Raw genomic sequence first — 26,887 nt, 5'->3', positions numbered from 1 at the left:
GATAGTCCTGCCGCGCACGGCGTAGGGCTTACCCGGTGAAAGTGCACCTCACGCATCCCTGTGCCAAAGTGTTGGCCGTGCCTTCCTATCTGCTGCGCATCGAGCTGGTCGACCGACCAGGCAGTTTGGGATCGCTGGCGGTCGCGCTAGGGCTGGTCGGGGCCGACATCTTGTCGCTCGACGTGGTCGAACGCATCTCCGGGCTCGCCATCGACGACCTGGTGATCGAACTGCCACCGGGCGCGATGCCGGACACACTGATCACGGCCGCCGAATCCCTGCCCGGCGTCCGGGTGGACAGCGTCCGGCCGCACACCGGGCTGCTCGAAGCGCACCGCGAGCTGGAACTGCTCGACCGTGTCTCGGCCGCCGGCGACAACGCGTCGCGGCTGCAGGTGCTGGCCGACCAGGCGCCGCGGATCCTGCGGGTCAGCTGGTGCACGGTCTTGCGCGGCACGCACGACGGGCAGGTGCAGCGGCTGGCCGCCAGTGCCGGCGCGCCCGAGACCCGGGCCGTGTCGGCACCGTGGCTGCCACTCGAGCAGGCCTCGACGCTGGACGGCAGCGCCGAGTGGGTGCCGCAGGCGTGGCGCGACATGGACACCACGATGGTCGCGGCGCCGCTCGGCGACCCCGACACCGCCGTCGTGCTGGGCCGGCCCGGCCCCGAATTCCGGCCTTCGGAGGTGGCCAGGCTCGGTTACCTGGCCGGCATCGTCGCGACGCTGCTGCGGTAGTCAGTTGCGCGAGGACGGCATCACCGGATCGCCGTCTTCCCACAACAGCAGTTGGCGGACCGCCGAACGGGGACCGTAGGGTCGCAACATCTGACTGGCCGGCCGCGGACGGACCCGCTGGGGCCACCAGAACCACCGCCCGAGTAGCGCCGCGATCGACGGCGTCATGAAGGACCGCACGATCAAGGTGTCGAACAACAAACCGAGGCCGATGGTGGTGCCGATCTGCCCGAGCACCTGAAAACCGCTGAACATGAACGCGCACATGGTGACCGCGAAAACCAGCCCCGCAGAAGTGACCACCGAACCGGAGCCGGCCATCGCGCGGATGATCCCGGTGTTGAGGCCGGCGGCGATCTCCTCGCGGAACCGCGAAATCAGCAACAGGTTGTAGTCCGACCCCACCGCGAGCAGCAAGATCACCGCCAGCGCCAGCACCACCCAATAGAGTTTGATGCCGAACATGTACTGCCACACCAGAACCGAGATCCCAAACGAGGCGCCCAGCGATAAGGCGACGGTGCCGACGATGACGATGGCGGCCACCAGACTTCGGGTCAGCATCATCATGATCAGCAGGATCAGGCTCAGCGCGGCAATACCGGCGATCAGCAGGTCGTAGGTGGCGCCGTCCTGGATGTCCTTGTAGGTGGCCGCGGTGCCGCCGAGGTAGAATTTCGCCTCGGCCATCGGGGTGCCCTTGACCGCCTCGTGGGCAGCATTGCGGATCGGCTCGATATGCGAAATGCCTTCTGGCGTAGCGGGATCGCCTTCGTGGGTAACGATCATCCGGGCGGCTTTACCGTCGGGTGAAAGGAACAGTTTCAGCCCGCGTTTGAAGTCGGGGTTGCTGAAAACCTCGGGCGGCAGATAGAAGGTGTCGTCGTTCTTGGATTCGTCGAATGCGCGTCCCAGCTCCGTCGAGTTCTCGATGGCCGCCGCGGTCTGGGCGTAGATGCCGGACAGGGTGGCGTAATTGGCCAGGGTCAGGTCGTGATTGGTCTCCTGGCTCGCGATCTGCTGCGGTATCAGGGCCACCAGCTTGGGCTGCAACGCGTCCAGCTTGTCCAGGGTGGCCGTCAGATCCTCGAACCGCGCGCTGAGTTGGTCGACGCCGTCGAGCGCGTCCAGCACCGACCTGATCGCGTAGCAGACCGGGATGTCGAAACAGTGCTTCTCCCAATAGAAATAGCTGCGGATCGGCCGGAAGAAGTCGTCGAAATTCGCGATCTTATCCCGCAGATCGTTGATCACCGCGATCGTGTCGCGGAAGCTCTGCGCCTCACTGTGGGTGGTCGCCGCCAACTCCTGTTGCAGCGTGTACTGCTGCCGGAGGATGTCGATCGAGTTGGAGAGTTCGCCGGCTTGGCGCAGCAGGTCGTCCGCGCGATCCCGTTGATATCTGAGGTTTTCACTCTGGTTAGCGCTCTGGGCGCTGATCTGGAAGGCCAGCGAGGTGTGCGTGAGCGGGGTGCCCAGCGGCCGGGTGATGGACTGCACCTGAGCGATGCCCGGCACATGGAACACCGCCTTGGCGATCCGGTCCAGGATCAGCATGGCGGCCGGGTTGCGCATGTCGCGATCGGTCTCGACCATCAGCAATTCCGGTTCCAGCCGGGCGCGGGAGAAGTGCCGCTCGGCGGCCGTGTAGCCGACGTTCGCCGGGGCGTCTTCGGGCATGTAGGGGCGGGTGTCGTAGCTCGTCTTGTAACCCGGCAAGGTGAGCAGGCCGATGAAGGCCACCGCGCACGCCACCGTGAGGACCGGCCCGGGCCAGCGCACGATGGCCGTGCCGATCCGGCGCCAGCCGCGGGTACGCATCGCACGTTTGGGTTCGAAGATGCCCACCAGCGCACCCAGCGTCAGCACCGCAGGCGCCAGGGTCAACGCGGCCACCAGCGCAACCAGGATGCCCAGGGCCGCGGGCACCCCGAGGCTCTGGAAATACGGCAGCCGGGTGAAGCTCAAACATGCCACCGCACCGGCCACGGTCAGCCCGGATCCCAGGATGATGTGGGCGGTCCCACGAAACATGGTGTAGTACGCGGTTTCTCGTTCTTCGCCGGCGCTGCGGGCTTCCTGGTAACGGCCGACGAGGAAGATGGCGTAGTCGGTGCCGGCGGCGATCACCAACAGGGTGAGCAGATTCGTCGCGTACGTCGACAGCCCGATGATCCCGGCATTGCCGAGGAAGGCGACGATGCCTCGCGCGGCGGCCATCTCGATCATCACCGTCACCAGCACCAACAGCATGGTCAGGAACGACCGGTAGACGAAGAACAGCATCACCGCGATGACTCCGACGGTGAGGGCGGTGACCTTTGCGGTGCCCTTGCTGCCCACCTCGAACTGGTCGGCGATCAGCGGGGCGGCGCCGGTCACGTAGGCCTTGACACCGGTTGGGGCCGGCGTGCTTTCGACGATTTTGCGCACGGCGACGACGGATTCGTTGGCCAGCGCGGAGCCCTGGTTGCCGGCGAGGTTCAACTGGACGTAGGCGGCTTTGCCGTCGCCGCTCTGCGATCCGGCCGCGGTGAGGCTGTCGCCCCAGAAGTCCTGCACGTGCTCGACGTGTTTACGGTCCCGCTCCAGCTTGTGGATCAGCGTGTCGTAGTACTGGTGGGCGTCGGCGCCCAACGGCTTGTCGCCTTCCAGCACGATCATCGCGGTGCTGTCGGTGTCGAACTCGTGAAATGCCGCACCGATGCGTTTGGTCGCCTTCAGGGACGGCGAGTCGGGTGAGATCAGTGCGACGTTGTGGGTCTCGCCCACCTTTTCCAATTGCGGCACCAGGGCGTTGCTGACCCCCGCCAGGATCACCCAGAACAACAGGATCGGCACCGACAACCGCCGGATGGTGTGGGGAATGCGAGGGGGCTTCTCGTCGTTCATCCGGATTTGTCCAAGCAGAAGGTGTAGGCGTAGGCGGTATTGATGGTGCGTTCGTCCTTGACTTCACCGTTGACAGTGATTCGGCAGCCGATGGTGTTGCCGTTGCCTTGCGCCACAACGTTTCCCAGCACGGCCGGTTCGGTGGTGGTGATGGTGAACGACCAGGGTAGCGGCGCGTTGAGCACCTGCTGTGGCTGTGCGTTGACGTCCAGGTAGTTGATGGTCGCGACGGAGCCGGGCGCGCCGAAGACTTCCAGGACCACGTTTTTGGGGTTGAACGGGACGATCTCGTTGGAGATGCCGCTGTTGGCGGACGCGTCGTGCTGGCTGCCGAAGATTCCATGCAGGCGATAGATGGCGAACGCGGCGGTCGCGACTACCACGGTCGCGACCAATACCATCCACCCCCGCTTGACCAGAGGTGCTAACGAAACCCGTCCCACCCGTTGGCCTTTCGCTGTCCAGGCAGAGCACCACGTCCGGCGCCCGCCGGCAGCACTGGTATGACAGTACGGTACCGAACCGTACTACACAAGAGCGCTTTGCGACGTCGGCGCTACCGAATTGTTCGGGTGAGGCCGGGCAGCAGGAAGTCGTCCACCAGCGCACGCACCGTTTCCAGGGTCGGCGGCCGGCCGGGCAGGATGCAACGGAAGATGAGATAGTTGGGCAATATATCCCAAAGTTCTTCTTTGACAGCGTCTTCGGAGATCTCACCACGTTCGATGGCTTGGTGGAACACGTGCTGGAATAACGCTTTGCGTTGGTCCAGGAACCGGTGCTGCATGGCGTCCCGCAGGGCCGGATGGCGCGACACCTCGACCAGCACCGCGCGAATCGTGCTGGCTTGCTGGTGACCTTGCAAGCAGATCGCCTCGCCGAGCTGCAGCAGATCGCCACGCAGGGTGCCGGTGTTCGGCGGGACCGCGATCGGCCGGATGCCCTCGATGAATGCCGCCAGCACGAGTTCGGCTTTCGAAGGCCAACGGCGGTACACGGTCGCCTTGCTCGCCCGGGCGGTGACGGCGACGGCTTCCACGGTCAATCGGTCGTAGCCGTGTTCCTGCAACAGCTGCAGCGTCACCGCCAGCAGCTCGGCTTCCCGCGGCGACCACGGCGATGCATCCGCGGACGGGTCCACAGTCTGCGTCATAGCGCCCACCATAGGCCCCACCGCCCGATTGGCGCCCTTAATCGGGCACGCCGTCGCCCAGTCCCTCTGCCAACAGCCGTCGGAAACCGTCTTCGTCGAGGACCGGCACACCCAGCTCGACCGCCTTGTCGTACTTCGACCCCGGCGAGTCACCGGCCACGACATAGGAGGTCTTCTTCGACACCGAGCCCGCCGCCTTCCCGCCGCGAGCGACGATCGCCTCCTTGGCGTCGTCGCGCGAAAAACCGGTCAGCGAGCCGGTCACCACGATGGTCAGTCCGGTCAGGTTGCGCGGCACGCTTTCGTCGCGCTCGTCTTCCATCCGCACTCCGGCCGCGCGCCACTTGTCGACGATCTCGCGGTGCCAATCGACGGCGAACCATTCGGTGACCGCGTCGGCGATGGTCGCCCCGACGCCCTCGACGGCGGCCAGCTGCTCGGTGGACGCGGCGACGATGTCGTCGACGCTGCCGAACTCGGTGGCCAGGGCACGTGCGGCCGTCGGCCCGACGTGCCGGATCGACAATGCCACCAGCACCCGCCACAGCGGCGCCGCCTTGGCCTTCCCGAGGTTGGCCAGCAACCGCCGGCCGTTCGCGGACAGTCCGCCGGCTTTCGTCCGGAACAACTCGGTGCGCAGCAGGTCGTCCTCGGTGAGGTCGAAAAGGTCGCCTTCGTCGGCGATGGCCTGCGCCTGCAGCAACGCCACGCCCGCCTCGTAGCCCAGCCCCTCGATGTCCAGGGCGTTGCGGCTGGCGACGTGGAAGACCCGCTCCCGCAGCTGCGCCGGGCAGTGCCGGGTGTTCGGGCAGCGGATGTCGGCGTCGGCTTCCTTGGTCGGCGCCAGGGTGGTGCCACACTCCGGACAGGACGTGGGCATGACGAATTCGCGTTCGGACCCGTCGCGCAAGTCCACCACCGGTCCGAGCACCTCGGGGATCACGTCGCCGGCCTTACGGATGACCACGGTGTCGCCGATCAGCACGCCCTTGCGCTTGACCTCCGACGCGTTGTGCAGGGTGGCTTGCGACACCGTCGAACCGGCGACCTTCACCGGCGTCATCCAGGCAAACGGCGTCACCCGCCCGGTGCGGCCGACGTTGACCCTGATGTCGAGCAGCTTGGTCTGCGCTTCTTCGGGCGGGTACTTGTAAGCGATGGCCCAGCGCGGGGCGCGCGAGGTGGACCCCAGGCGACGTTGCAACGCCACCTCGTCGACCTTGACCACCACGCCATCGATCTCGTGCGCCACCTCGTGCCGGTGCTCGCCCCAGTAGCTGATCCGCTCCTGCACTGCATCGAGATCGTCGACCAGGGTGGTGTGCTCGGAGACCGGCAGGCCCCAGGACTTCAGCGCGAGGTAGGCGCCGTGCTGCGTGGCCGGACGGAAGCCCTCGGTATGGCCGAGCCCATGGCAGATCATCCGCAGCATGCGCCGCGCGGTGACCGCCGGATCCTTCTGCCGCAGTGACCCGGCCGCGCTGTTGCGGGGGTTTGCGAACGGTGCCTTGCCCTGTTCGACGAGACTGGCGTTGAGCGCCTGGAAGTCGGCGACCTGAAAAAAGACCTCGCCGCGCACCTCGAGCACATCCGGCACCGGGTATTCGTCGCTGGCGGTAAGCCGTTGCGGCACGTCGTCGATGGTGCGGGCGTTGAGGGTGACGTCCTCACCGGTGCGCCCGTCGCCACGGGTCGCGGCCCGGGTGAGGCGTCCATTCCGGTAGACGAGCGACAACGCGACGCCGTCGATCTTGAGTTCACAGAGGTAGTGCGCGTCGTCGCCTACCTCGGCGTGCACCCGCGCGGCCCAGGCGCCGAGTTCTTCGGCACTGAACGCGTTGTCCAGGCTCAGCATCCGTTTTAGGTGCTCGGCCGCCTCGAAGTCGGTCGCGAACCCCGCGCCGCCGACCAGCTGGGTGGGCGAGTCGGGGGTGCGCAGTTCGGGATACTCCGCCTCCAGCGCTTCCAGCCTGCGCAGCAGCTTGTCGAACTCCGCATCGGTGATGATCGGCGCATCCCGCACGTAATAGCGGAACTGGTGTTCGCGCACCTCCTCTGCCAGGTCTTGCCACTGGCGCAACACGTCAGGCGAACTCACCCTCGCAGGCTATCGAAGGGCTCCGACGCCGGGCGCTCACTCCTCTCTCTCCTCCACAAAGGGGCGCTCCTCCACAACGGGGCGCTCCTCCACAAAGGCGCGCAGCCGGTCCACCGCGGCGTCCCAGCGGCGCGACAGTTGCGCCAGGTAGTCGCCGGCCCGGGCCAGCGGTTCGGTCTGCACGGTCCACACGCGTTCGCGCCCGCGCCGGGAGCTGGTGACCAGACCGGCGGATTCCAGGAGCAGCAGATGCTTGCTGGCCGCCTGACGCGTCACCGGGATCGCCTGGGTGAGTTGCGTGGTGGAGCTCGGGCCGCTGTCGCACAGCCGCACGACGATGCGCAGCCGGTTGGGGTCGCCGAGAGCGCCGAACAGTGGCGCGTCGACCGCGGCGCGGGCGGTCATGCGTCGAGGTACCGACGGACCAGGTCGGCCTGGATCGTCCAGCCTTCGGAGTTGCTCTCGTAGGCAGAACCGCGCCGCGCCTCCGGGATGGCGTCGAACCCGGACTCGACGATGGTGAGCAGCACCCCTTCGGGCACCTCCGACAGCGTGAACTCCACCAAGGTCGTCGCCTCGTCCTCACCGTCGTCCGGAAAAGGACGCCACCGGTAGGCGAATCGCCGCTGCGGTTGCACCGCGACGATCTGCCAGGTGCTTTGCGCCCCCGCGTGCGGTTCCTGACGCTTAGCGATCTCGTCATCGACGGTGGTCGGGGTGATCACCGCGGTGACGCTGCTGCCCTCGGTGAACGGCCCGTCGAAACGGGCGCCGAACCAGCGGCCAAACTGCTCGGCGTCGCTGACGGCCTGCCAGACCCGGTCCAACGGCGCTCGCAGCAGCACCTGCTTCTCGATGCGATCGGTACTCATACGCAACCTCCTGGTTGCCTTTCAGTTCACCATGCCGGCGCAGGAAACGCAACCAAAAGGTTGCTAGATGGCGTCGGGGTCGTCGGTGAATGCTTCCGCGGCCCTGCGGGCCAGCCCGATCGCCGTGCGGGCCCACTCGGGAGTGGCACCGGCCAGCCCGCAGGCCGGGGTGACGCCGACGCGGTCCCGCAGGGCCGCACGGCCGAATCCGAGCCGGTCGGTCACCGCGACCACCGCCTGCGCGACCTCTTCCGCCGACGGCCGCCGCTCGGGCGCGATGGCCGGGACGACACCCAGCACGATGGTGCGCCCCGATTCGACGAAAGCCGCGATGCCGTCCAGGTCCGCCGGGCGCAGCGTGCCCGCATCCACAGATAGTGCTCGAATTCCGGTACGTTGCAACATCTCCCACGGCAGGTCCGGCGCACAGCTGTGCAGCAGCAGGTCCGAATCGATGGTGTCGACGCAGGTCTGCAGCAGCGTCTCCGCGACGGCCTCGTCCAGGGCGGGCACCGGGCTCAGCGCCGTGACGCCGCTCAACCGCCCGCCCAGGGCCGCCGGCAGCGTGGGCTCGTCGAGTTGCACCACCACGCGGGTGTCGAGGCGGCGCGCCAGCGTCGCCCGGTGGGCCGCAACGCCTTCGGCCAGCGACGCGGTGAGGTCTCGCAGCGCGCCGGGATCGGTGATCGCCCGGTGCCCGTTGCGCAATTCCAGTCCGGCCGCCAGGGTGACAGGCCCGGCCACCTGCACCTTTACCACCCGGTCGCCGCCCCGCAGACCCGCGGTCTCCCAAGCCTCTTCGAGGGCGTCCATGTCCTCGTCGAGCATGCTGACTGCTCTGCGCAGCACGGCACCCGGGCGGGACACGATGCGGTATCCCCGCGGCACGGTGTCGATGGCGACATCGATCAGCAAGGCGCCGGCGCGCCCGAGCAGGTCGGCGCCGACTCCCCTGGCCGGCAGCTCGACCAGATGCGCCAGTGCGCCCGCCAGTTCGCCGACGACGACCTCGGCGGCCTGCCTCGCCGAGGAGCCGGGCCACGAACCGATGCCGCTGGCCTTCGCGAAAGGCGGCGCGAAATCACTCACCGGGCAACCGTATTCGACCTCACATCGCGCGGCGACCGCCAGGGGTGTTTAGCACCCCGCGCCCCGGGTAGGTTCGACCCGAGAAGGGTGGCAGATGGCAAGACTGCTGTGTTGGGCTCTGCTGTGCTGGGTGACGGCGCTGACAGCGGCGTGCACCCGGGTGGTCGGCGGTGAAGCGGTCGCGCCCCTGAACGCCGTGCCGTTCGGTGTGCTCGATGCCGGGGCTGTGCTGTTGGACCAAGCCCGCATGCGCGCCATTACCGGCGCCGGTGACCATTTGACGATCATCCCGACGATGGACGGCAGGTACCCCGTCGACATCGACGACCTGGCGACGACGGCGCCGCCCGAATGCCGGTTCGTGTTCGCCGAGACCGCGACCTTCGGCACCGAGGTGAAAGCGTTCCACAAGACGACGTATCAGGACCCACCGGACGGGCGGTTGATCTCCGAGGGCGCCGCGAGCTACGCCGACACCGGGACCGCCAGGCGGGCCTTCGACGACCTGGTGTCGTCCGTCAAGAACTGCGCGATCAGTTCGATGGGCTGGCTGTTCGTCAGTAGCTGGAACGCCGACGCCGATTCGCTGCATATGCGGCCGGGCTCGTGCGGACGCGATTACCGCGTGCTGTCGGTCGCCATGCTGGAGGTCACGTTCTGCGGTTTCCCCGAGTCGGTGTCCGAGATCGTGATGACGAACATGTCCGCCAACGTCCCGGGCAGCTAGTCAGCGCGCGGTCCCGGCGATGGTCGCGCTGCCAAGCACCTCGTCACCGTCGGGGTCGTGACGGTAGAGCACCAGCGTCTGTCCGCGTGCGACACCTCGCAGCGGGGCGCGCAGTTGCACCTGCAGTTCTTCGCCGACCAGTTCGGCCACCGCGGGCGTCGTTTCGCCGTGCGCCCGCACCTGGACCTCGCACTCGACCGGCCCGCGGGGCGGCCTGCCCTGAGTGAAGATCGGCTGCCGGCCCTTCATCGCGTGCACGTCAAGGTCGGCGGCACAACCGACGTGGACCGTCGCGGTCTCGGCGTCGATAGCGGTCACATAGCGCGGACGGCCATCCGGACCCGGTCCGGCGATGCCCAGCCCCTTGCGCTGTCCGACGGTGAAGCCGTGCACGCCGTCGTGTTCGGCCAGCACCGCGCCGTCGGCGTCGACCACGCTCCCCCGGCGCACCCCGATGCGCGCACCGAGGAACGCCTGGGTGTTGCCGGAGGGAATGAAGCAGATGTCGTGACTGTCCGGTTTGTCCGCGACGGCCAGGCCGCGGCGCGCGGCCTCGGCGCGGATCTGCGGCTTGGTGGTGTCCCCGATCGGAAACGCGGCGTGGCGCAGCTGTGCAGCGGTCAGCACGGCGAGCACGTAGGACTGGTCCTTGTCCCGGTCGACCGCGCGGCGCAGCCGCCCGTCGGACAGCCGCGCATAGTGCCCCGTGACGACCGCGTCGAAACCCAGCGCCAGCGCGCGGGCCGACAGGGCGGAGAACTTGATCTGCTGGTTGCACCGCACGCACGGATTGGGTGTCTCACCGCGCGCGTAGGAAGACACGAAGTCGTCGATCACGTCTTCTTTGAACTTTTCCGCGAAATCCCAGACGTAGAACGGGATTCCGAGCACGTCCGCGACACGTCGGGCGTCCGAGGCGTCTTCCTTGGAGCAGCAACCGCGCGAGCCGGTACGCAGCGTGCCGGGCGCGCTCGACAGCGCCAGGTGCACGCCGACCACGTCGTGTCCGGCATCGACCATGCGGGCGGCGGCGACCGAAGAATCGACGCCACCGCTCATCGCGGCGAGAACCTTCACTTGGCCATCCCCGCCGCGGCCAGGACGGCACGCCGCGCCCGGGCCACCGCCGCAGGCAACACTTCCAGCACCGCGTCCACGTCAGCGTCAACACTGTTGTGTCCGAACGACATTCGCAGTGAACCGCGGGCGCTGGCCGGGTCGGCGCCCATCGCCGTCAGCACATGCGAGGGCCGCGCCACGCCTGCGGTGCAGGCCGACCCGGTCGAGCACTCGATTCCATTGGCGTCCAACAGCATCAGCAGGGCGTCGCCTTCACAGCCGCGAAAAGTGAAGTGGGCGTTGCCGGGAAGCCGCAGCGGGTCGTCGGCGCCGTTGAGGTGGACGTCGTCGATTTCGGCAAGCACACCCTTGACCAGCCGCTCGCGCAACGCCCGCAGTCGGGCGCTGTTGCCCTCCAGCCCATCCACCGCGATCCGGACGGCCGTGGCCATGCCCACCGCGCCGGCCACATCCGGTGTGCCGGACCGCACGTCGCGCTCCTGGCCACCGCCGTGCAGCAGCGGCACGCAGTCAATGTCGCGACGCAGCAGCAGCGCACCGACGCCCGGCGGCCCGCCGAACTTGTGCGCGGTCACGCTCATCGCCGACAATCCGCTCGCCCCGAAGTCGACCGGCAGCTGTCCGACCGCCTGTACGGCGTCGCTGTGCATCGGGACACCGAACTCGGCCGCTACGGCGGCCAGCTCCGCGATCGGCATGATCGTCCCGACCTCGTTGTTGGCCCACATCACCGACACCAGGGCGACGTCGTGGTGCGCTTCGAGCGCCTCGCGCAGCGCGGTGGCAGCCACCGAGCCATCCGGCATGGTGGGCAGCCAGGTGACCTCGGCGTCTTCGTGTTCGACGAGCCATTCCACGGTGTCGAGCACCGCGTGGTGTTCCACCTCGGTGGTGACCACCCGGCGCCGCGCGGGGTCGGCAGCACGGCGTGCCCAGTAGATGCCTTTGATGGCGAGGTTGTCACTCTCCGTGCCGCCCGCGGTGAAAATCACCTCCGACGGGCGAGCGCCCAGCTTGTCGGCGATCAGCTCGCGCGATTCCTCGATGCGCCGCCGGGCCGCGCGCCCGGTGGTGTGCAGCGACGACGCGTTGCCCACCGTGCCCAGTACAGCCGTCATCGCCTCGATGGCGGTGGGGTGCATCGGGGTGGTGGCGGCGTGATCGAGGTAGACCATGACGGGGTTTACGATACCGGCCGCCCGCCGTGACCCGGAATTTCGGCTTTTCGGGGGCGGCCGCCGGCGTTCGGCGTGGTTTGGGCCCCCCGAAATCGGTCAATCGTTCACCAAGTGAACCAACAGGCACGCCGGTGGTGCTTCGCCGACCAACTCGGGCCACACTTCCTGGACGATCCGGGCCAGCCGGTGCTGCTCGTCGAGTCGCGTGCGGTTTTCCAACGCCGTCGTTTTCACCGCCGCAAGGCCCATCTGGTGCTGTCCGCGTTGCGGCACCGCGCCGCCGAGCTCGGCGAACAGGCCCTGTTTCTGCAGACCGGCACCTACCGCGAAGCCCTCGACCAACTCGAGGGTCCGCTCAGCGTCTGCCAGCCGACTTCCTGGTCGGCGGACCGGTTCGTGCGGTCGCTACCGGAAGTGCAGGTATTACCGGCCCGCGGGTTCTGTACCAGTCGCGAGGCCTTCGAGGAGTGGGCCGGGAACCAGCGCACGCTGCTGATGGAGAACTTCTACCGCGGCGCACGCCAGCGGTTCGAACTGTTGATGGACGGCGACGATCCGGTGGGCGGCCGCTGGAATTTCGACGCCGACAACCGCGAACCCGCACCCAGGGACCGAAGCGAGTTGGGCATTTCGCCGCCCTGGCGGCCCGACGAGGACGAGATCGATGAACAGGTCCGCGCGGATCTGGATCGGTGGCAACGCGACGGCGACGTCTCGTTTGTCGGCAACGACGGTCCGCGGGAATTCCCGGTCACCGCCACCGAAGCGCGGGCCGCGCTAGGGGTGTTCATCCGGGAACGGTTGCCGCACTTCGGTCCTCATGAGGACGTCATCCTCGCCGGGGACCGGTTCATGGCACACAGCCTGCTGTCGGCGCCGATGAATCTTGGGCTCCTTGATCCACTGGAGTGTGCGTATGCGGCCGAGGACGCCTATCGCAGCGGGGACGCCCCGCTGGCCAGTGTCGAGGGTTACATCCGGCAGTTGATCGGTTGGCGCGACTACATCTGGCATGTGTATTGGCATTTCGGCGACGGGTATCGCCGCCGCAACGCGCTGCGGGCGCGCGCGGCCCTGCCCGACTGGTTCGCCGAGCTGGATGCCGACGCGGTGCAGGCCCGCTGTCTACGCGACGTGCTGGCGCAGGTGCGCGACCACGGCTGGGTGCACCACATCCCACGGCTGATGGTGCTGTCGAACTATGCGCTGCAACGGGGTTGGCATCCCGCCGCCGTCACCGACTGGTTCCACCGCTGCTTCGTCGACGGTTACGACTGGGTGATGGTCGCCAACGTGGTCGGAATGTCGCAGCATGCCGACGGCGGGTTGATGGCCACCAAGCCCTATGCCGCGGGCGGGGCCTATATCAACCGGATGAGCGACTATTGCGGTGATTGTCGGTACCGGCCCAGCGAGCGGGTCGGCGACCGCGCCTGCCCGTTCACCGGCGGCTACTGGTGGTTTCTGTCCCGCAACGCCGATGAGCTGGCCGGGAACCGGCGAATGACCCAGCCGCTGGCCGGGTTGCGGCGGCTCAAGAACCTCGATGACGTGGTGGCCCAACAGCGCAGGATGAACGGCCAGCCGCCGTGATCTAACCCGCGACTAACCCGCGCCGACCATTTTCTCCATGCGCCGCAACGCAATCGAGCAGATGCTGAGATAGGGGCCGGCCCACCAGGGCACGGCCATCGTCACCCGGGCGCCCCGCGGCGTCGGGTCCACGCGGTGACTGGTGGCGGGGATTCCGACCACCTGCCCACCTATTTTCCAGGCCCAGAATCTGCCGGGGTCGAATTCAGTCACCACGAACGGCGCACCGACCAGCAGCGGTGTCTGAACGCTGCCGGTCGCGCCCAGTTCCAGCTCCCGGTACGGCGGGTCCAACTCGGCGCGCGCGATCGTTGGTCCCCAGCGCGGCCAGGCATCCAGGTCGACCAGTAGCTCCCACAGGGCTTGCGGCGGCGCGGCGATTACCCGATGCACGCTGAGCATGATTCCGTCGTTCACCGGCACTGGCTTCCCGCTAACGGGCATCGGTAAGCCTGGGGCGGCGGATCACCAACCCATCGAACCGGGAATACCCTTGAAGGGTCCGGCAATCCAACTGGTGATCCAGCCGCCGTAGAACCCGCCGGGCTGCGGAATCACCTGCTCGCCGTTGACTGTGCACCGGTCCACCTCTGCGGCCAGCACCGCGATGGCCCCCGCGATCGGTGTGAACGGCGCCGACGGCAATTGGTAGGTCCACGCGGCGCGCGGGGCCTTCCGCGCCGGGGTGACCAGGTCGAAGTAGCGTGCCTGACCCTTCCATTCACACCACGAGGCGCCGGCCGCCGGGCGCAGCACCTCGTCGGCGAACGCGTCGCGGGGCAGGTAATAGGTCGGGGGATGACTGGTTTCCAATACCCGCCAGGCGCGGGTCGTCGAGGCGATAGTCTCGCCGCCCAGCTCGACGGTGATCGCGCCGGCGAACTCCTCCAACCGCGGCGGACGGGGATAATCCCAGACCGATTCCTGTCCCGGACCGGGCTTATCGGGAGTCGGCCAACGAGACATCACCCCATTGTGCCCGTGCTCAGGCCACCAGCGCGTGCCGGTGGCCGCGGGCGCGCTCCCGGAACACGACGGACTGGCAGCGGCCGGCCAGTTCCCGCCGGTCGGGGCCCGGCAGCTGCAGGGACTCCACGCGTAGCGAGACCACGGTGCGACGTACCCGCAGCAATCGGCTGACCGACCGGCCCAGGGTGTCGTCGCCGACGTATGCGGGCGCGGTCGACACGCTGCCGTCGGCGTGGTGATAGCTCAACCGAAGCGGCTGGACCGGGCGACCGGAATCGATCGCGGCCTGAAACATGGCCGGGTAGAAGCTGCCCGACGCCAGCCCGCACCAAGTGGTGCCCTCGGGGAACGCGACGACGGTCTGCCCGGCGCGCAGGCGGCGGGCCACCGCATCCACCACGTCCGGTAGCCGTCGCAGGCTGGACCGTTCGATCGGGATGACCCGCAGGATGCGGGCCAGCATCCCGACTGGCCCGGCCGCGCACATGTCGGCACGGGCGACGAAGGACCCCGGCAACACCGCGCCGATGGCGAAGGCGTCCAGCCAGGACGTGTGACTGCTGACCACCAGCACACCGCGCAGGTTACGAATCGGGTTGCCGGACACCTTGATTCGCACTCCGAAACAACGCAGCACCAACCGGCAGTAGGTACGCTGCACCCCGGTGCTGCCGGGCAGCGGCACCCCGAGCAACGGTATTCCCGGCGCCACCAGCAGCGCACAGGTGACGCGGAACGCCACCCGCAGCGCCGTTCGAAATGGTTGAACCGCAGCGTCTTCCGCCATCCGCACGCAACCCGCGTGGCATGTCGCGCGGGGCAGCCAGGAGTGCCCGGCCGTGTTCACAGCGCCGAGGCCGCCGCAACCGAGCGCAGCCGCTTGAGATACCGGGTGTTGGCGTGTTGTTTGGCCAGTAGCACGCAGAAGTCACCGACGCCGAAGTCCGGATCGTGGGCCGGTTCACCGCAGACCTGCGCGCCCAGCCGCAGGTAACCGCGCATCAAAGCCGGGACCTCCGGCCGGTTGGGCGCCGGGATTTCGTCCAGGCCTTTGCCGTCGAGGCGGACGGGCCGCCGCGGGTGCACCCGGTAGTCCGCGGCGTGCCGGCTCAGCACGAAGTCACGCACGCCGCGGACCTGGCTGCCCGGCGCCTGGCCGGTGGAGTCGCCGCCGATCGGCACCGAAACACATCCGGTCACGTACTCGTAGTCGCAGCGGTCCAGGTAGGCCAGGATCCCGGCCCACATCAGCAGCACCACCCCGCCGTTGCGGTGCCCCTCGCGCACCGCGGCCCGGCCCATCTCCACCAGCGACGGGCGCAGGCTGTCGAAGGCGCGGACGTCGAATTCCGTTGCGGTATACAGGCCGCCGGCGGCAATGGCACCCGCGGGCGGCAACATTCGGTAGCAGCCCACCAGTTCACCGGTGTCATCGTCGCGCACCAGCAGGTGGTCGCAGTACTCGTCGAACCGGTCGGCGTCGCGGCCGTCGACGGCCGCGGGCAGGGCGAATCCGGGAGTGTTGCTGAAGACGTCGTAGCGCAGCCGTTGCGCCGCTTCGATGAGGGCCTCGTCGGTGGACAGCAGGAGGGAGTAATGCGGGCCGGGGGCATCGTTGGTCACCGGGCCGCGTGGTTTCTCGCTGGGTATGAGGACAGAAGCGATGCTCATGCCACCAACGTGGCGCAGCCGGTGAGCCAGTCGGCATCGGCGTGCTGACATGTCGGTGCACGCCAGATGACGAAATGTGCGCGCGTTGTTGCGCGAGCAGTCCCCCGCAAGCGGGAGGTGCCCCCCAGCAAAAGCACCCGACACGCCGAGCGTGCGGGTGCTTTTGCGTCTGCTCGCGGGGGCTAAATCAGCCCTTGCGCGCCTTGATCGCCTCGGTCAGCTGCGGCGCCACCTTGAACAGGTCGCCCACCACGCCGTAGTCGGCGATCTCGAAGATCGGCGCTTCCTCGTCCTTGTTGACCGCGATGATGGTCTTCGAGGTCTGCATCCCGGCCCGGTGCTGAATCGCCCCGGAGATGCCCAGCGCAATGTAGAGCTGCGGGGAAACGGTCTTACCGGTCTGCCCGACCTGGAACTGGCCCGGGTAGTAACCGGAGTCGACCGCCGCACGCGAGGCCCCGACCGCGGCACCCAGCGAGTCGGCCAGCTCCTCAACGACGCCGAAGTTCTCGGCGCTGCCCACACCGCGACCACCGGACACCACCACGGTGGCCTCGGTGAGCTCCGGGCGGTCGCCGGCGACCGCCGGCTCGCGCGAGGTGACCTTGGTCGCGTTCTCGGCGGGCTCGGGCACCTCGACGTTGACGACCTCTCCGGCGCCGTCGGCCGGCTCGGCGTCGACGGCACCGGCCCGGACCGTGATCACCGGGGTGTCGCCGTTGGCTTGCGCCTCGACGGTGAACGCACCACCGAAGATGGAGTGCACGGCCTTGTTGCCCTCTTTGACCTCGACGACGTCGACCAGCAGGCCCGAACCAATCCGGGCGGCGAGGCGGCCGGCGATTTCCTTGCCGTCGGCGTTGGCAGCCAGCAGCACCGCGGCCGGTGTCGACTCCTCGGCCAGCGCAGCCAGCACGTCCACGTACGGGGTGATCAGGTAGTTGTCGACGACGTCGGACTCCGCGACGTAGATCTTCGCGGCGCCGGCCGCCTTCAGCCCGTCGATCAGCGGCTCGGCCGTGCCGGGGCCGCCGACTACGACGGCGGCGGGTTCGCCCAGCGCGCGAGCGGCGGTAATCAGTTCGGAAGTGACCTTCTTGAGGGCACCTTCAGCTTGCTCAACGAGCACCAGTACTTCAGCCATGGGTTATCTGCTCTCTAGTCAGGAATTGCGCTCAGATGATCTTCTGGGACACCAGGTACTGAGCGATCTGGCTGCCGCCCTCGCCCTCGTCGGTGACCTTCTCGCCTGCCGTCTTCGGCGGCTTAGGCGTGGAGGACAGCACCGTCGAACCCGCGTTCTCCAGGCCGACCTCGTCGCTCTCGACGCCGATCTCGGCCAGGGTCAGGACGGTCACTTCCTTCTTCTTGGCGGCCATGATGCCCTTGAACGACGGGAAGCGTGGCTCGTTGATCTTCTCGTTGACGCTGACCACCGCGGGCAGCGTGGCCTCGAGGGCGAAGACGCCGTCGTCGGTTTCCCGCTCGGCGGTCACCTTGCCGTCCTCGACGGACAGCTTGCGCACGTGGGTGAGCTGCGGCAGGCCCAGGTACTCGGCGATGATCGCCGGCACCGCGCCGCCCGAGCCGTCGGTGGCCTCGTTACCGGCGATGACCAACTCGGTGCCCTCGATCGTGCCCAGCGCACGGGCCAGCGCCCACGCGGTCTGCACGACGCAGGAACCGTGCAGGCCGTCGTCCTTGAGGTGCACGGCCTTGTCGGCGCCCATGGACAGGGCCTTGCGGATCGCCTCGGTGGCACGTTCGGGGCCGGCGGTCAGCACGGTCACCGTTCCCTCGCCGCCTTCGCGCTCGCGGATCTGCAGCGCCTCCTCGACGGCGCGCTCGTTGATCTCGTCCAAGACCGCGTCGGCGGCCTCGCGGTCCAGCGTGAAATCGCCGTCGGAAAGCTTGCGCTCCGACCAGGTGTCTGGGACCTGCTTGATCAGGACCACGATGTTCGTCATAAGTGTGGTTCGTCCTCCTTGACGGAGTCCCACAGCGTTAGCTGCGGGACTGAGGTCACGCGTTTACGCGACCGCACAGGCATGTTACTAGGCGGTAACTTTTTGCGGTCTGCCCTCACACCATAGCGGGTAGTAATGGGCATTCTTTCGCCTGGATCGGCTGCCCGGTTCGCGAATCGGGCGCCAGGCATTAGCCTGCCTTAGCAATGAGCGCATTCGTCCCCGAGGGACCCGACCGGATCCCCGCCGATTCACCGGCGGAGGCTGCCGCGGTATTGACGCTGACCGGCGAGCGCACCATCCCCGACCTGGACATTGAGAACTACTGGTTCCGCCGGCACGAGGTGGTCTACGAGCGGCTGGCACCGCACTGCGCGGGCCGGGAGGTGCTCGAGGCCGGGTGTGGCGAAGGTTACGGTGCCGATTTGATCGCAGCGGTGGCCAAACGGGTGATTGCGGTGGACTACGACGAGGCCGCCGTGGCGCATGTCCGGGCCCGCTACCCCCGGGTCGAGGTGATGCGGGCAAACCTGGCCGAACTGCCGCTGCCGGCGGCGTCGGTAGATGTGGTGGTCAACTTCCAGGTCATCGAGCACCTGTGGGACCAAGGCCAGTTCGTCCGCGAGTGCGCCCGGGTGCTGCGGCCCGGCGGACTGCTGATGATGTCCACCCCGAACCGGATCACCTTCTCCCCCGGCCGGGACACCCCGATCAACCCGTTCCACACCCGCGAGCTGAACGCCGGCGAATTGACCGAACTGCTGGTGCACGGCGGCTTCGGTCACGTCGCCATGTCCGGGCTGTTCCATGGGCCGCGCCTGCAGGAGATGGATGCCCGCCACGGCGGCTCCATCATCGACGCGCAGATCGAGCGGGCCGTCGCCGACGCGCCCTGGCCGCGCGAGCTGGTGGCTGACGTCGCCGCGGTCGCCACCGCCGACTTCGATCTCGTCCCGGCCGGTGGTGACCGCCACATCGACGACAGCCTTGATCTAGTTGCGATCGCGGTGCGCGCTTGAACACCTTCGCCGCCGAGCGGGACCGGGTACCGGGCATGTTCACCCTGGTGCTGCACACGCATCTGCCGTGGCTGGCCCATCACGGCCGGTGGCCGGTGGGCGAGGAATGGCTCTATCAGTCGTGGTCGGCGGCCTATCTGCCGTTGTTCCGGGTGTTGCGTGAGCTGGCCGACGAGGATCGCCGTGGCCTGATCACCCTCGGCATGACGCCGGTGGTCAATGCCCAACTCGACGACCCGTACTGCCTCGACGGTATGTACCACTGGCTGGCCAACTGGGGGCTGCGTGCGGCCGAGGCCGCCAGCGTGCGGTCGGTGCCCCGCTCGAAATCCGCGGGCTACCTCTCGTGCACACCCGAAGCGTTGCGGGCCTTCGGTATTCGCGAGTCCGCGGAGGCCGAGCAGGCGCTGGACGATTTCGCCACGCTGTGGCGGCATGGCGGCAGCCCGCTGCTGCGCGGGCTGATCGACGCCGGCACGGTGGAGCTGCTGGGCGGCCCGCTCGCCCATCCGTTCCAGCCGCTGCTGAACCCGCGACTGCGGGAGTTCGCCCTGCGCGAGGGACTGGCCGACGCAGGGCTGCGGATGGCCCAGCGGCCTACCGGTATCTGGGCGCCCGAGTGCGCCTATGCCCCTGGCATGGAGCACGATTACGCGGCCGCCGGTGTGAGTCACTTCATGGTCGACGGCCCCTCGCTGCACGGTGACACCGCTCTGGGCCGGCCCGTCGGCGACACCGGCGTGGTCGCTTTCGGCCGGGACCTGCAGGTCAGCTACCGCGTCTGGTCGCCCAAGTCCGGCTATCCCGGGCACGCCGCCTACCGCGATTTCCACACCTACGACCACCTCACCGGCCTGAAGCCGGCCCGGGTCACCGGACGCGGCGTCGCCTCGGAGGGCAAGGCGCCGTACGACCCCGAGCGCGCCGACCGCGCGGTCGACATGCATGTCGCCGACTTCGTCGACGTCGTCCGCAATCGGTTGCTGTCGGAGTCCGAGCGGATCGGCCGCCCGGCCCACGTCGTCGCCGCGTTCGACACCGAGTTGTTCGGGCACTGGTGGTACGAGGGCCCGACCTGGCTGGCGCGGGTACTGCGGGCGCTGCCCGCCGCGGGCATCCAGGTCGGCACGCTCAACGATGCGATGGCCGCGGGATTCGTCGGCTCACCGGTCGAATTACCGCCCAGCTCATGGGGTTCCGGCAAGGACTGGCAAGTGTGGAACGGCGAGCAGGTGGCCGACCTGGTGCAGCTCAACGCCGAGGTGGTGGACACCGCGCTGTCCACCGTCGACAAGGCGCTGGCCCAGACGGCATCGCTGGACGGGCCGACCCCCCGCGATCATGTCGCCGACCAGATCCTGCGCGAGACGCTGTTAACCGTGTCCAGCGACTGGCCGTTCATGGTCAGCAAGGACTCCGCCGCCGACTACGCCCGCTACCGGGCCCATCTGCATGCCCACGCCACCCGGGAGATCGCCGGGGCGTTGGCCTCCGGCCGGCGTGACGCCGCACAGCGCCTGGCCGACGGGTGGAACCGGGCCGACGGCCTGTTCGGCGCCCTCGATGCTCGCAGGTTGCCCCGGTGACCTCCGCCGCGGCCGGCCCGGCCGCCGCTAACGGCCCCTCCCCCTTCCGCTTCCGCCGCGAGCGTGCGTGTCGGTACCGCGACACGCCGCGCACGGCGGCATTCCGCGCACCCTCGCGCGGCCAACGGGCCCGCGCATGAAGATCCTGATGGTCTCGTGGGAGTACCCGCCGGTGGTGATCGGTGGCCTCGGCCGGCACGTGCACCATCTGTCCACCGCCCTGGCCGCGGCCGGGCACGACGTCGTGGTGTTGTCGCGGCACCCCACCGGCACCGACGCCGGCACCCACCCGACGTCCGACGGCATCAGCGAGGGCGTGCGGGTGATCGCGGCCGCACACGACCCGCACGAGTTCACCTTCAGCAGCGACATGATGGCCTGGACGCTGGCCATGGGACACGCCATGACCCGCGCCGGCCTCTCCCTGAAACAACCTGGCAACGAACGCGTTTGGCGTCCCGACGTGGTACACGCCCACGATTGGCTGGTGGCCCATCCCGCGGTGGCGCTGGCCCAGCACTACGACGTGCCGCTGGTCTCCACCATCCACGCCACCGAAGCCGGTCGGCACTCGGGCTGGGTCAGCGGCCCCACCAGCCGTCAGGTGCACGCCGTCGAATCGTGGTTGGTGCGTGAATCCGATTCGCTCATCGCGTGTTCGGTGTCGATGAGCGAGGAGATCAACGAGCTGTTCGGGCCCGGGTTGTCCGCGACGACGGTGATACCCAACGGCATCCACGCGCAACGCTGGCCGTTCGCCGCCCGCCGCCCGCGCACCGGGCCGGCCGAGTTGCTCTATGTCGGACGGCTGGAATACGAGAAGGGCGTGCACGACGCCATTGCGGCCTTGCCGCGGATCCGCCGCACCCACCCCGGCACCACGCTGACCATCGCCGGCGACGGCACCCAGCAGGAGTGGCTGGTCGAGCAGGCCCGTAAACACAAGGTGCTCAAAGCGATCCGGTTCGCCGGCCACTGCGAACACGCCGAGCTGCTCGAGCTGTTGCACCGCGCCGACTTGGCCGTGCTGCCCAGTCGCTACGAGCCATTCGGGCTGGCCGCGCTCGAGGCCGCCGCCGCCGGCATCCCCCTGGTGACGTCGAATATCGGCGGGCTGGGCGAGGCGGTGATCAACGGCGTCACCGGGGTGTCGTGTCCGCCGCGCGACGTGGCCGCACTTGCCGCCGCGGTGCGCACCGTGCTCGACGACCCCCCCGCCGCTCAACGGCGCGCCCGCGCCGCCCGCAAGCGGCTCACCTCCGACTTCGACTGGCAAACCGTGGCCAACGAAACCGCGCAGGTATACCTGGCGGCCAAGCGCGCTGAACGCCAACCGCTACCGCGGCTGCCCATCGTCGAGCACGCATTGCCGGACCGGTAACGTCATGGGATGGGGATCAACTATTCCAGCGTGATCGACGCCCCGCGCGACGAGGTCTTCGCCTGGTACGCCAGACCCGGTGCATTCAACCGGCTCTCCCCGCCCTGGTCGCCGATGCGCCTGATCGCCGAAGCCGAATCGCTCGAGGACGGCCGCGCCATCCTCGCGCTGCCCGGCGGGCTGCGCTGGGTCGCCCAGCACCAGCCCGATTCCTACGATCCGCCAAGGCGTTTCGTCGATGCCATCAGCAGCGACGGGTTGGCGTCGCTGCCCCCGCGCCTGGTCGCCCGCTGGCGGCACACGCACGACTTCGAGGAAGTCAGTGCGAACAAGACGAGGGTTATCGACCGAGTCGAGACCCCGGTACCGGCGTCGGCGTTGCGCGCCATGTTCGCCTACCGGCACCGCCAGTTGGCCGACGATCTCGCCGCGCACGCCCGTGCCGACCGCCACGGCCTGCGGCCGTCCACGGTGGCGGTGACGGGTTCCTCTGGCCTGGTCGGCACGGCGTTGGCGGCGTTCCTGAGCACGGGTGGCCATCGCGTAATCCGCCTGGTGCGCGGCACCGCGCACGGGCCGGACGAGCGGCAGTGGAATCCGGCCGATCCCGACCCGGACCTGCTGAACGGTGTGGACGCGGTCATCCACCTGGCCGGTGCCTCCATCGCCGGCCGGTTCACCGACAAACACCGAAAGACGATCCGCGACAGCAGAATCGGCCCGACGCGCCGGCTCGCCGAACTGGTGGCACGCACCGGTACCGCGGTGCTGGTCTCGGCGTCGGCGATCGGCTACTACGGATACGACCGCGGCGACGAGCCACTGACCGAAGGCAGCGACCGCGGCGAGGGGTTTCTCGCCGACGTCGTCGCCGAATGGGAGGACGCGACCACCCCGGCCGAGCAGGCGGGAGCACGGGTAGTGCTGGTGCGCACCGGCATCGTGCAGTCCCCCCGCGGCGGGACCCTGCGGTTGATGCGGCCGCTGTTCACCGCCGGGCTGGGCGGCCCGCTGGGCGACGGCAGACAGTGGTTCTCCTGGATCGGGATCGACGACCTGATCGACATCTATCACCGTGGGCTGTGGGACACCGACCTGTCCGGACCGGTGAATGCTGTTGCGCCTCAACCGGTCCGCAACAGCGAATACACCAGCACGCTGGCTCGGGTGGTGCACCGGCCGGCGGTCCTGCCGGTGCCCGCGCTGGGCCCGCGGGTCCTGCTGGGCGAGCAGGGCGCCCGCGAACTAGCGCTGGCCAATCAGCGAGTGAGTCCGGCCCGGCTCGTGGCGGCCGGACATGACTTCCGCCGAGCCGACCTAGAATCGGCCCTGCGCCACCTGCTCGGTCGCGGCGAAACGCCTTGAGTCACGGGACCTGCCGGGTGGTGACCGGCCCCCGGGACAGGTTGCGCATGATCGCGGTGCGTAACGAGCGCGGCCGCAGGACGGGGCTCGCCGTGCCGGTATCGTGCACCAGACCGTCGACCAGCTCTTCCAGCGCTTCCAGCGCAGACCGACGCGGTGACCAATCCAGCTCACGGCGGGCCCGCTCGGTGGTGAGCAGCGGTGCGGCGAACGCCATGTCGAACCAGCCGCGGTCGATGGGCTGCAGTCGGGCCAGCCAGGACGCCTGCACCAGCGGCCCGAGCAGCGCCGCCGGAACGTGAATTGGTTTGGCGCCAAGGATCTTCGCAACATCGTCGCGCGTCACCGGCGGTTCGGCGGCGAGATTGAACGGCCCCAGGGCTCGCTTCTCGATCACCCGAACGCAGGCGTCCGCGACGTCGTCGGAGTGGATCATGGACACGGTCAGCGAGCGATCCAGGGGCAGTAACGGTAGCCAGCGCAACCACGCCGGATCGATGTAAGCCGGCAGCGTATAACGCCGTAGACCGGCCGCCGCCCGGCGCTGCAGGATCAGGCCGGGCCGCAGCCTGGAGATGCCGACACCGTCGGGATGCGTGCCCTCGTAGTCGTCGAGCAGCTTCTCCGCCGCGGCCTTGGACCTGCTGTACACCGAAGTGCCCAGCCCGGCTGTCGACCATGACTCGTCGACCTTCTGCCCGTACCGCCCGGCCGCGTAGGTGCCCAGTGAGGACATGTGCACCAGGTGGGGCACATTGGCGCTGTGGGCGGCACGCAGGACCGCCGAAGTGCCGCGGATGCCGACGTCGTACAGGTAACGGATGTTGCGGGTGGGCTGGAACCCCCAGGCCAGGTGCACGACACAGTCGGCACCGCGGAAAATGTTGTGCAGCTTGGCTTCCGCGCCGTCGTCCGCTACGTCAAGCTGATGCCAGTCGACGCCCCGGTACACGTCCTGTTGCGGCGGCTCACGCCGGGCGATACCGACGATGTCGTAATCGGCGCCCGCCTCGCCGAGCCGCTGCAGCACCGCCGTGCCCACATTGCCGCTGGCACCGGTGACGACGATCCGTGTTGTCATTGGGTGTCACCCGAATCGTCTGCGTCGCGTCCATCGCGGCTGCGCGCGTAGGCACTCGCCCGCAGATCGGCCAGCCACCCGGGATACAGCTTGACCCCGGGAGCGGTGTTGAGCACCGGGTCGAACGAGACGTCTTCGCCGGGCCCCAGGTCGACCAGCCGGTTCAGCGTCATCCGGGCGAGTTTTTCGAAATCAGCACTGCCGCGGGCCTGTTCGATCGCCACTTCCACGCCGCCGTGCTCGATCCGCTCTCGCACGTTGTCGAGCGATACGCCGGGGCCGTCAATCGGGGTTTCGATCCGGGCGCGCAGCCACCACTTGGTTCCGCCATAGTTCAGCGGCATCAGCGTGGTCAGGTTCGGCCCGCTCCAGGAGGTGACCGGCCGCAGCGCAAGCGCGCGGGTCAAGATGCCCGAACCGGCGGAGACCAGCAGCACGTCCCAGGGCTCGGACTGCGCGGGCCCGGACGGCACTCTGATGGCCAGGCCGATGAAATCCGGCAGCGCCGCGGGGGTGCCGGTCGCCTTGGAAAACCGGGCGACCACGTCCGACGACGGGATCGGCAACCCCCTGTCCTTCGGGGCGACCCGCTCGATCGAGCCCTCGGCCACCACGCCGATCGGATGAAAGAACCGTTTACCGCGGATTGCCGAGCCCCATTGGAAGGGCAGCGCGACTAGATCTGAAACTTTCACCGGCGCCGGGTTCCCGTTCTGCGGGCTAGAAAACACGGGGGTCAGGCGCGGGGACGCGCAATGCTGACCAGGCGGACCGCCGGCTGCTGGGGCGACAGCGCCCGGGCATCGGCGCCGAGTTGTTGCATCACCGCGCGCCACGACGAGGCCTCGACCGCGTCGAGAGCGTCCCGTTCGACCAGCCCCACCAGCAGGGCACTGTTGTCGGCGGCGACGGTTATACCGGTCCCACGCCCGGCGCAGTCCGCAACTGGCGGCCGTTGGGCAGCGTGTCGGTTGCGCTGACGTGGGCGCCGAGCGCGATCACCTGGTACCCGACGGTTGGTGGCGGCGAGGTGGTGAACTGCGCGGACGCCACGTCGTGGCTGGGAAACACCCCGGCGATACCCGTCCAAACTGCTCCCCCGGGTGGCAAACCGCACAATCATTCAGTAAATTAACGATTAATTAAGTGAACATAGTACCCGCGGTGGGTACTCCTGGGTCGTTGGTTTGTTTTCGTTTGGAGGGGGTAGACGGCGTGGATCTGGGCCGGTCGGGTCAGCGGTTGACCCATTCGCTGACACAAATTCCGAGGGAGGCTTCGGTGGGGGCTGTGCACGATTTTCCGCGAGTCCGCCTCGGCGCCACTCGCGCAAGTGCCGCATATCTACCAGCCCCGGACCAGTTCGACTCCTGGCGAGAGGGCCTGCGACGCTCAGTACTGGCCGAAATCGCCGAGTTCGTCTCCGCCCGTTGCGCGGACGAGTTGCTGGACTGCGGCGTCGACGTGGCCGGCGAGATCCTGCTCAAGTTCGTCGAAGGCGGCAAATGCCTGCGGTCCACCTTCATGTACTTGGGGTGGATGTGCGGCGCGCCGCCGAGCGACGCGGCCCTGTCCGCAACCGTGAGCTTGGAATTGCTGCACACGTTCGCCCTGCTGCAAGACGACGTGATGGACGATTCGCCGTCGCGCCGCGGGCGTCCCGCCGCACACGTCCAGTTCGCCGACTGGCATCAACAGCACGGCCTGTCGGGCTGCTCGCGCCGGTTCGGGGAATCAGCCGCGGTCCTGCTCGGTGACCTCTGCCTGATCTGGGCCGAGCAAGTGCTGCGCAACTGCGGCCTCAAGCCGCACCAGCTACAGCGGGCCTGGCCCCGGTACGACGCCATGCGCACCGAGCTGGCGGTGGGTCAATTCGCCGATATCACACTGGATTTGCGGAATGTTCCGACGCTGAAGGCGGTGCTCGGGGTGGCCCGGATGAAGTCCGGCAACTACACCGTCCGCCGGCCGCTGGAAATCGGCGCGGCGATGGCCGGCTGCGACGAGTCCACGCTGTCGCGGCTCGGGGACTACGGCTCCGCGGTCGGCGAGGCCTTCCAGCTCCGCGACGACATCTTGGGCATCTTCGGCTCACCCGCGGCCACCGGCAAGCCCAACGGCGGAGACCTACTCGAGCGCAAGGCCACCAGCGTGGTGGTGGCCGCCTACGAACTCGCCGACACGTCGACCCGGCGCGAATTCGGCGAACTGATCAACGCCGAGACTCTCGACGATGACGCGCTGGACCACTGGCGCGGCCTGATCTTCGCCACCGGCGCGGTGCAATGGATCGAGGAGCTCATCACCGAACGGGTGGACATCGCACAGAAAGCGTTGGACGCCAGTGGAATCGACATGCTGATCAAGGCGGCGCTGGCGGATATGGCGGGCGTGTGCACCCGGCGCGCCGCATGATCGCGGGAGTGTGG

Annotated in this window: 27 protein-coding genes; 8 read left to right on the top strand and 19 right to left on the bottom strand. The window is 68.5% G+C overall.

What is annotated here, in order from left to right:
- Positions 1-77 precede the first annotated feature (77 nt).
- Complete coding sequence (locus A5645_RS08890) at positions 78-737, top strand: ACT domain-containing protein (RefSeq protein ID WP_155767922.1); 660 nt, start codon at positions 78-80, stop codon at positions 735-737.
- Here A5645_RS08890 and A5645_RS08885 read toward each other — a convergent pair whose 3' ends face one another.
- The 7 genes from A5645_RS08885 to A5645_RS08855 form a co-directional block, all read right to left on the bottom strand.
- Positions 738-3,629, bottom strand: coding sequence for an MMPL/RND family transporter (locus A5645_RS08885; protein ID WP_065129271.1), 2,892 nt, complete (start codon positions 3,627-3,629; stop codon positions 738-740). It lies immediately after the preceding gene.
- Complete coding sequence (locus tag A5645_RS08880) at positions 3,626-4,030, bottom strand: MmpS family transport accessory protein (protein ID WP_065129270.1); 405 nt, start codon at positions 4,028-4,030, stop codon at positions 3,626-3,628. The genes A5645_RS08885 and A5645_RS08880 overlap by 4 nt, the downstream gene beginning before the upstream one ends.
- 155 nt (positions 4,031-4,185) lie before the next feature.
- Positions 4,186-4,794 (bottom strand): TetR/AcrR family transcriptional regulator, encoded by a 609-nt coding sequence (locus A5645_RS08875; protein ID WP_253866891.1) that lies wholly within the window; start codon positions 4,792-4,794, stop codon positions 4,186-4,188.
- Positions 4,795-4,819: 25 nt separating this feature from the next.
- Positions 4,820-6,880 (bottom strand): NAD-dependent DNA ligase LigA, encoded by a 2,061-nt coding sequence (gene ligA, locus A5645_RS08870; RefSeq protein WP_065129268.1) that lies wholly within the window; start codon positions 6,878-6,880, stop codon positions 4,820-4,822.
- A gap of 36 nt (positions 6,881-6,916) precedes the next feature.
- The gene (locus tag A5645_RS08865) at positions 6,917-7,285 is read right to left on the bottom strand and encodes an ArsR/SmtB family transcription factor (RefSeq protein WP_065129267.1); all 369 of its coding nucleotides are present in this window, start codon (positions 7,283-7,285) and stop codon (positions 6,917-6,919) included.
- Positions 7,282-7,752 (bottom strand): SRPBCC family protein, encoded by a 471-nt coding sequence (locus A5645_RS08860; RefSeq protein ID WP_065129266.1) that lies wholly within the window; start codon positions 7,750-7,752, stop codon positions 7,282-7,284. Before A5645_RS08860 ends, A5645_RS08865 begins: the two co-directional genes overlap by 4 nt.
- 63 nt (positions 7,753-7,815) lie before the next feature.
- Positions 7,816-8,841 (bottom strand): uroporphyrinogen decarboxylase/cobalamine-independent methonine synthase family protein, encoded by a 1,026-nt coding sequence (locus A5645_RS08855; protein ID WP_065129265.1) that lies wholly within the window; start codon positions 8,839-8,841, stop codon positions 7,816-7,818.
- Between the two features lie 94 nt (positions 8,842-8,935).
- Between A5645_RS08855 and A5645_RS08850 the strand changes: the two genes are divergently transcribed.
- A complete protein-coding gene (locus tag A5645_RS08850) occupies positions 8,936-9,568 on the top strand; it encodes a sensor domain-containing protein (protein ID WP_065129264.1) in 633 nt (210 codons plus the stop codon).
- On the opposite strand, the gene mnmA is transcribed toward A5645_RS08850, so the two are convergent.
- Positions 9,569-10,645: a tRNA 2-thiouridine(34) synthase MnmA gene (gene mnmA / locus A5645_RS08845; RefSeq protein WP_155767921.1), complete on the bottom strand. Its 1,077-nt coding sequence runs from the start codon at positions 10,643-10,645 to the stop codon at positions 9,569-9,571.
- Positions 10,642-11,823 carry a cysteine desulfurase family protein gene (locus tag A5645_RS08840; protein WP_065038233.1) on the bottom strand — a complete coding sequence of 394 codons (1,182 nt, stop codon included), beginning with the start codon at positions 11,821-11,823 and terminating at the stop codon, positions 10,642-10,644. Before A5645_RS08840 ends, mnmA begins: the two co-directional genes overlap by 4 nt.
- Before the next feature lie 114 nt (positions 11,824-11,937).
- On the opposite strand from A5645_RS08840, the gene A5645_RS08835 reads away from it, so the two are divergent.
- Positions 11,938-13,419 (top strand): cryptochrome/photolyase family protein, encoded by a 1,482-nt coding sequence (locus A5645_RS08835; RefSeq protein WP_065129263.1) that lies wholly within the window; start codon positions 11,938-11,940, stop codon positions 13,417-13,419.
- A gap of 12 nt (positions 13,420-13,431) precedes the next feature.
- On the opposite strand, the gene A5645_RS08830 is transcribed toward A5645_RS08835, so the two are convergent.
- The 6 genes from A5645_RS08830 to A5645_RS08805 form a co-directional block, all read right to left on the bottom strand.
- Complete coding sequence (locus A5645_RS08830; protein ID WP_331226487.1) at positions 13,432-13,836, bottom strand: SRPBCC family protein; 405 nt, start codon at positions 13,834-13,836, stop codon at positions 13,432-13,434.
- 48 nt (positions 13,837-13,884) lie between these two features.
- The gene (locus A5645_RS08825; RefSeq protein ID WP_065038310.1) at positions 13,885-14,385 is read right to left on the bottom strand and encodes a DUF427 domain-containing protein; all 501 of its coding nucleotides are present in this window, start codon (positions 14,383-14,385) and stop codon (positions 13,885-13,887) included.
- Positions 14,386-14,404: 19 nt separating this feature from the next.
- Entirely contained in the window at positions 14,405-15,175 is a 771-nt protein-coding gene (locus A5645_RS08820) for a lysophospholipid acyltransferase family protein (protein WP_081288241.1), read from the bottom strand.
- A 56-nt stretch (positions 15,176-15,231) separates the two neighbouring features.
- Positions 15,232-16,059, bottom strand: a complete 828-nt coding sequence (locus A5645_RS08815) for a GNAT family N-acetyltransferase (protein WP_065038236.1) — start codon at positions 16,057-16,059, stop codon at positions 15,232-15,234.
- Positions 16,060-16,246: 187 nt separating this feature from the next.
- Entirely contained in the window at positions 16,247-17,203 is a 957-nt protein-coding gene (locus tag A5645_RS08810; RefSeq protein WP_065129261.1) for an electron transfer flavoprotein subunit alpha/FixB family protein, read from the bottom strand.
- Positions 17,204-17,234: 31 nt separating this feature from the next.
- The gene (locus A5645_RS08805; protein WP_065038238.1) at positions 17,235-18,026 is read right to left on the bottom strand and encodes an electron transfer flavoprotein subunit beta/FixA family protein; all 792 of its coding nucleotides are present in this window, start codon (positions 18,024-18,026) and stop codon (positions 17,235-17,237) included.
- A gap of 206 nt (positions 18,027-18,232) precedes the next feature.
- Here A5645_RS08805 and A5645_RS08800 point away from each other — a divergent pair, with 206 nt between their 5' ends.
- The 4 genes from A5645_RS08800 to A5645_RS08785 all read left to right on the top strand — a co-directional run bounded on the left by A5645_RS08800 (position 18,233) and on the right by A5645_RS08785 (position 23,377).
- Complete coding sequence (locus A5645_RS08800) at positions 18,233-19,045, top strand: class I SAM-dependent methyltransferase (RefSeq protein ID WP_065129260.1); 813 nt, start codon at positions 18,233-18,235, stop codon at positions 19,043-19,045.
- A gap of 35 nt (positions 19,046-19,080) precedes the next feature.
- Complete coding sequence (locus tag A5645_RS08795; protein ID WP_065038311.1) at positions 19,081-20,631, top strand: 1,4-alpha-glucan branching protein domain-containing protein; 1,551 nt, start codon at positions 19,081-19,083, stop codon at positions 20,629-20,631.
- Between the two features lie 136 nt (positions 20,632-20,767).
- Positions 20,768-22,012 (top strand): glycosyltransferase family 4 protein, encoded by a 1,245-nt coding sequence (locus A5645_RS08790; RefSeq protein ID WP_065129367.1) that lies wholly within the window; start codon positions 20,768-20,770, stop codon positions 22,010-22,012.
- Positions 22,013-22,021: 9 nt separating this feature from the next.
- The gene (locus A5645_RS08785; protein WP_065129259.1) at positions 22,022-23,377 is read left to right on the top strand and encodes a TIGR01777 family oxidoreductase; all 1,356 of its coding nucleotides are present in this window, start codon (positions 22,022-22,024) and stop codon (positions 23,375-23,377) included.
- 1 nt (position 23,378) lies between these two features.
- On the opposite strand, the gene A5645_RS08780 is transcribed toward A5645_RS08785, so the two are convergent.
- Genes A5645_RS08780 through A5645_RS27625 form a run of 4 tightly spaced genes read right to left on the bottom strand, consistent with a single transcriptional unit; the run spans position 23,379 to position 25,568 of the window.
- Positions 23,379-24,458 (bottom strand): NAD-dependent epimerase/dehydratase family protein, encoded by a 1,080-nt coding sequence (locus A5645_RS08780; RefSeq protein ID WP_065129258.1) that lies wholly within the window; start codon positions 24,456-24,458, stop codon positions 23,379-23,381.
- A complete protein-coding gene (locus A5645_RS08775; RefSeq protein WP_065129366.1) occupies positions 24,455-25,153 on the bottom strand; it encodes a phosphodiesterase in 699 nt (232 codons plus the stop codon). Before A5645_RS08775 ends, A5645_RS08780 begins: the two co-directional genes overlap by 4 nt.
- Before the next feature lie 41 nt (positions 25,154-25,194).
- Entirely contained in the window at positions 25,195-25,341 is a 147-nt protein-coding gene (locus tag A5645_RS27630) for a hypothetical protein (protein WP_155767919.1), read from the bottom strand.
- A 29-nt stretch (positions 25,342-25,370) separates the two neighbouring features.
- The gene (locus A5645_RS27625; protein ID WP_155767918.1) at positions 25,371-25,568 is read right to left on the bottom strand and encodes a hypothetical protein; all 198 of its coding nucleotides are present in this window, start codon (positions 25,566-25,568) and stop codon (positions 25,371-25,373) included.
- Between the two features lie 273 nt (positions 25,569-25,841).
- On the opposite strand from A5645_RS27625, the gene A5645_RS08770 reads away from it, so the two are divergent.
- The gene (locus A5645_RS08770; RefSeq protein WP_253866903.1) at positions 25,842-26,873 is read left to right on the top strand and encodes a polyprenyl synthetase family protein; all 1,032 of its coding nucleotides are present in this window, start codon (positions 25,842-25,844) and stop codon (positions 26,871-26,873) included.
- The last annotated feature ends 14 nt before the right edge of the window (positions 26,874-26,887 follow it).

This window comes from Mycobacterium asiaticum (genome assembly GCF_001673635.1).
Taxonomy (GTDB): Bacteria; Actinomycetota; Actinomycetes; order Mycobacteriales; family Mycobacteriaceae; genus Mycobacterium; species Mycobacterium asiaticum_C.
The sequence above is the reverse complement of the archived record's forward strand: the minus strand, read 5'-3'. Positions and strand labels throughout refer to the sequence as shown.

Excerpts from the sequence above, each read along its gene's own strand:
- A5645_RS08885 (WP_065129271.1), bottom strand. The coding sequence starts at position 3,629 with ATGAACGACGAGAAGCCCCCTCGCATTCCCCACACCATCCGGCGGTTG.
- A5645_RS08880 (WP_065129270.1), bottom strand. The coding sequence starts at position 4,030 with ATGGTATTGGTCGCGACCGTGGTAGTCGCGACCGCCGCGTTCGCCATC.
- A5645_RS08875 (WP_253866891.1), bottom strand. The coding sequence starts at position 4,794 with ATGGTGGGCGCTATGACGCAGACTGTGGACCCGTCCGCGGATGCATCG.
- A5645_RS08865 (WP_065129267.1), bottom strand. The coding sequence starts at position 7,285 with ATGACCGCCCGCGCCGCGGTCGACGCGCCACTGTTCGGCGCTCTCGGC.
- A5645_RS08860 (WP_065129266.1), bottom strand. The coding sequence starts at position 7,752 with ATGAGTACCGATCGCATCGAGAAGCAGGTGCTGCTGCGAGCGCCGTTG.
- A5645_RS08850 (WP_065129264.1), top strand. The coding sequence starts at position 8,936 with ATGGCAAGACTGCTGTGTTGGGCTCTGCTGTGCTGGGTGACGGCGCTG.
- A5645_RS08840 (WP_065038233.1), bottom strand. The coding sequence starts at position 11,823 with ATGGTCTACCTCGATCACGCCGCCACCACCCCGATGCACCCCACCGCC.
- A5645_RS08825 (WP_065038310.1), bottom strand. The coding sequence starts at position 14,385 with ATGTCTCGTTGGCCGACTCCCGATAAGCCCGGTCCGGGACAGGAATCG.
- A5645_RS08820 (WP_081288241.1), bottom strand. The coding sequence starts at position 15,175 with ATGGCGGAAGACGCTGCGGTTCAACCATTTCGAACGGCGCTGCGGGTG.
- A5645_RS08815 (WP_065038236.1), bottom strand. The coding sequence starts at position 16,059 with ATGAGCATCGCTTCTGTCCTCATACCCAGCGAGAAACCACGCGGCCCG.
- A5645_RS08810 (WP_065129261.1), bottom strand. The coding sequence starts at position 17,203 with ATGGCTGAAGTACTGGTGCTCGTTGAGCAAGCTGAAGGTGCCCTCAAG.
- A5645_RS08805 (WP_065038238.1), bottom strand. The coding sequence starts at position 18,026 with ATGACGAACATCGTGGTCCTGATCAAGCAGGTCCCAGACACCTGGTCG.
- A5645_RS08800 (WP_065129260.1), top strand. The coding sequence starts at position 18,233 with ATGAGCGCATTCGTCCCCGAGGGACCCGACCGGATCCCCGCCGATTCA.
- A5645_RS08795 (WP_065038311.1), top strand. The coding sequence starts at position 19,081 with ATGTTCACCCTGGTGCTGCACACGCATCTGCCGTGGCTGGCCCATCAC.
- A5645_RS08790 (WP_065129367.1), top strand. The coding sequence starts at position 20,768 with ATGAAGATCCTGATGGTCTCGTGGGAGTACCCGCCGGTGGTGATCGGT.
- A5645_RS08785 (WP_065129259.1), top strand. The coding sequence starts at position 22,022 with ATGGGGATCAACTATTCCAGCGTGATCGACGCCCCGCGCGACGAGGTC.
- A5645_RS08780 (WP_065129258.1), bottom strand. The coding sequence starts at position 24,458 with ATGACAACACGGATCGTCGTCACCGGTGCCAGCGGCAATGTGGGCACG.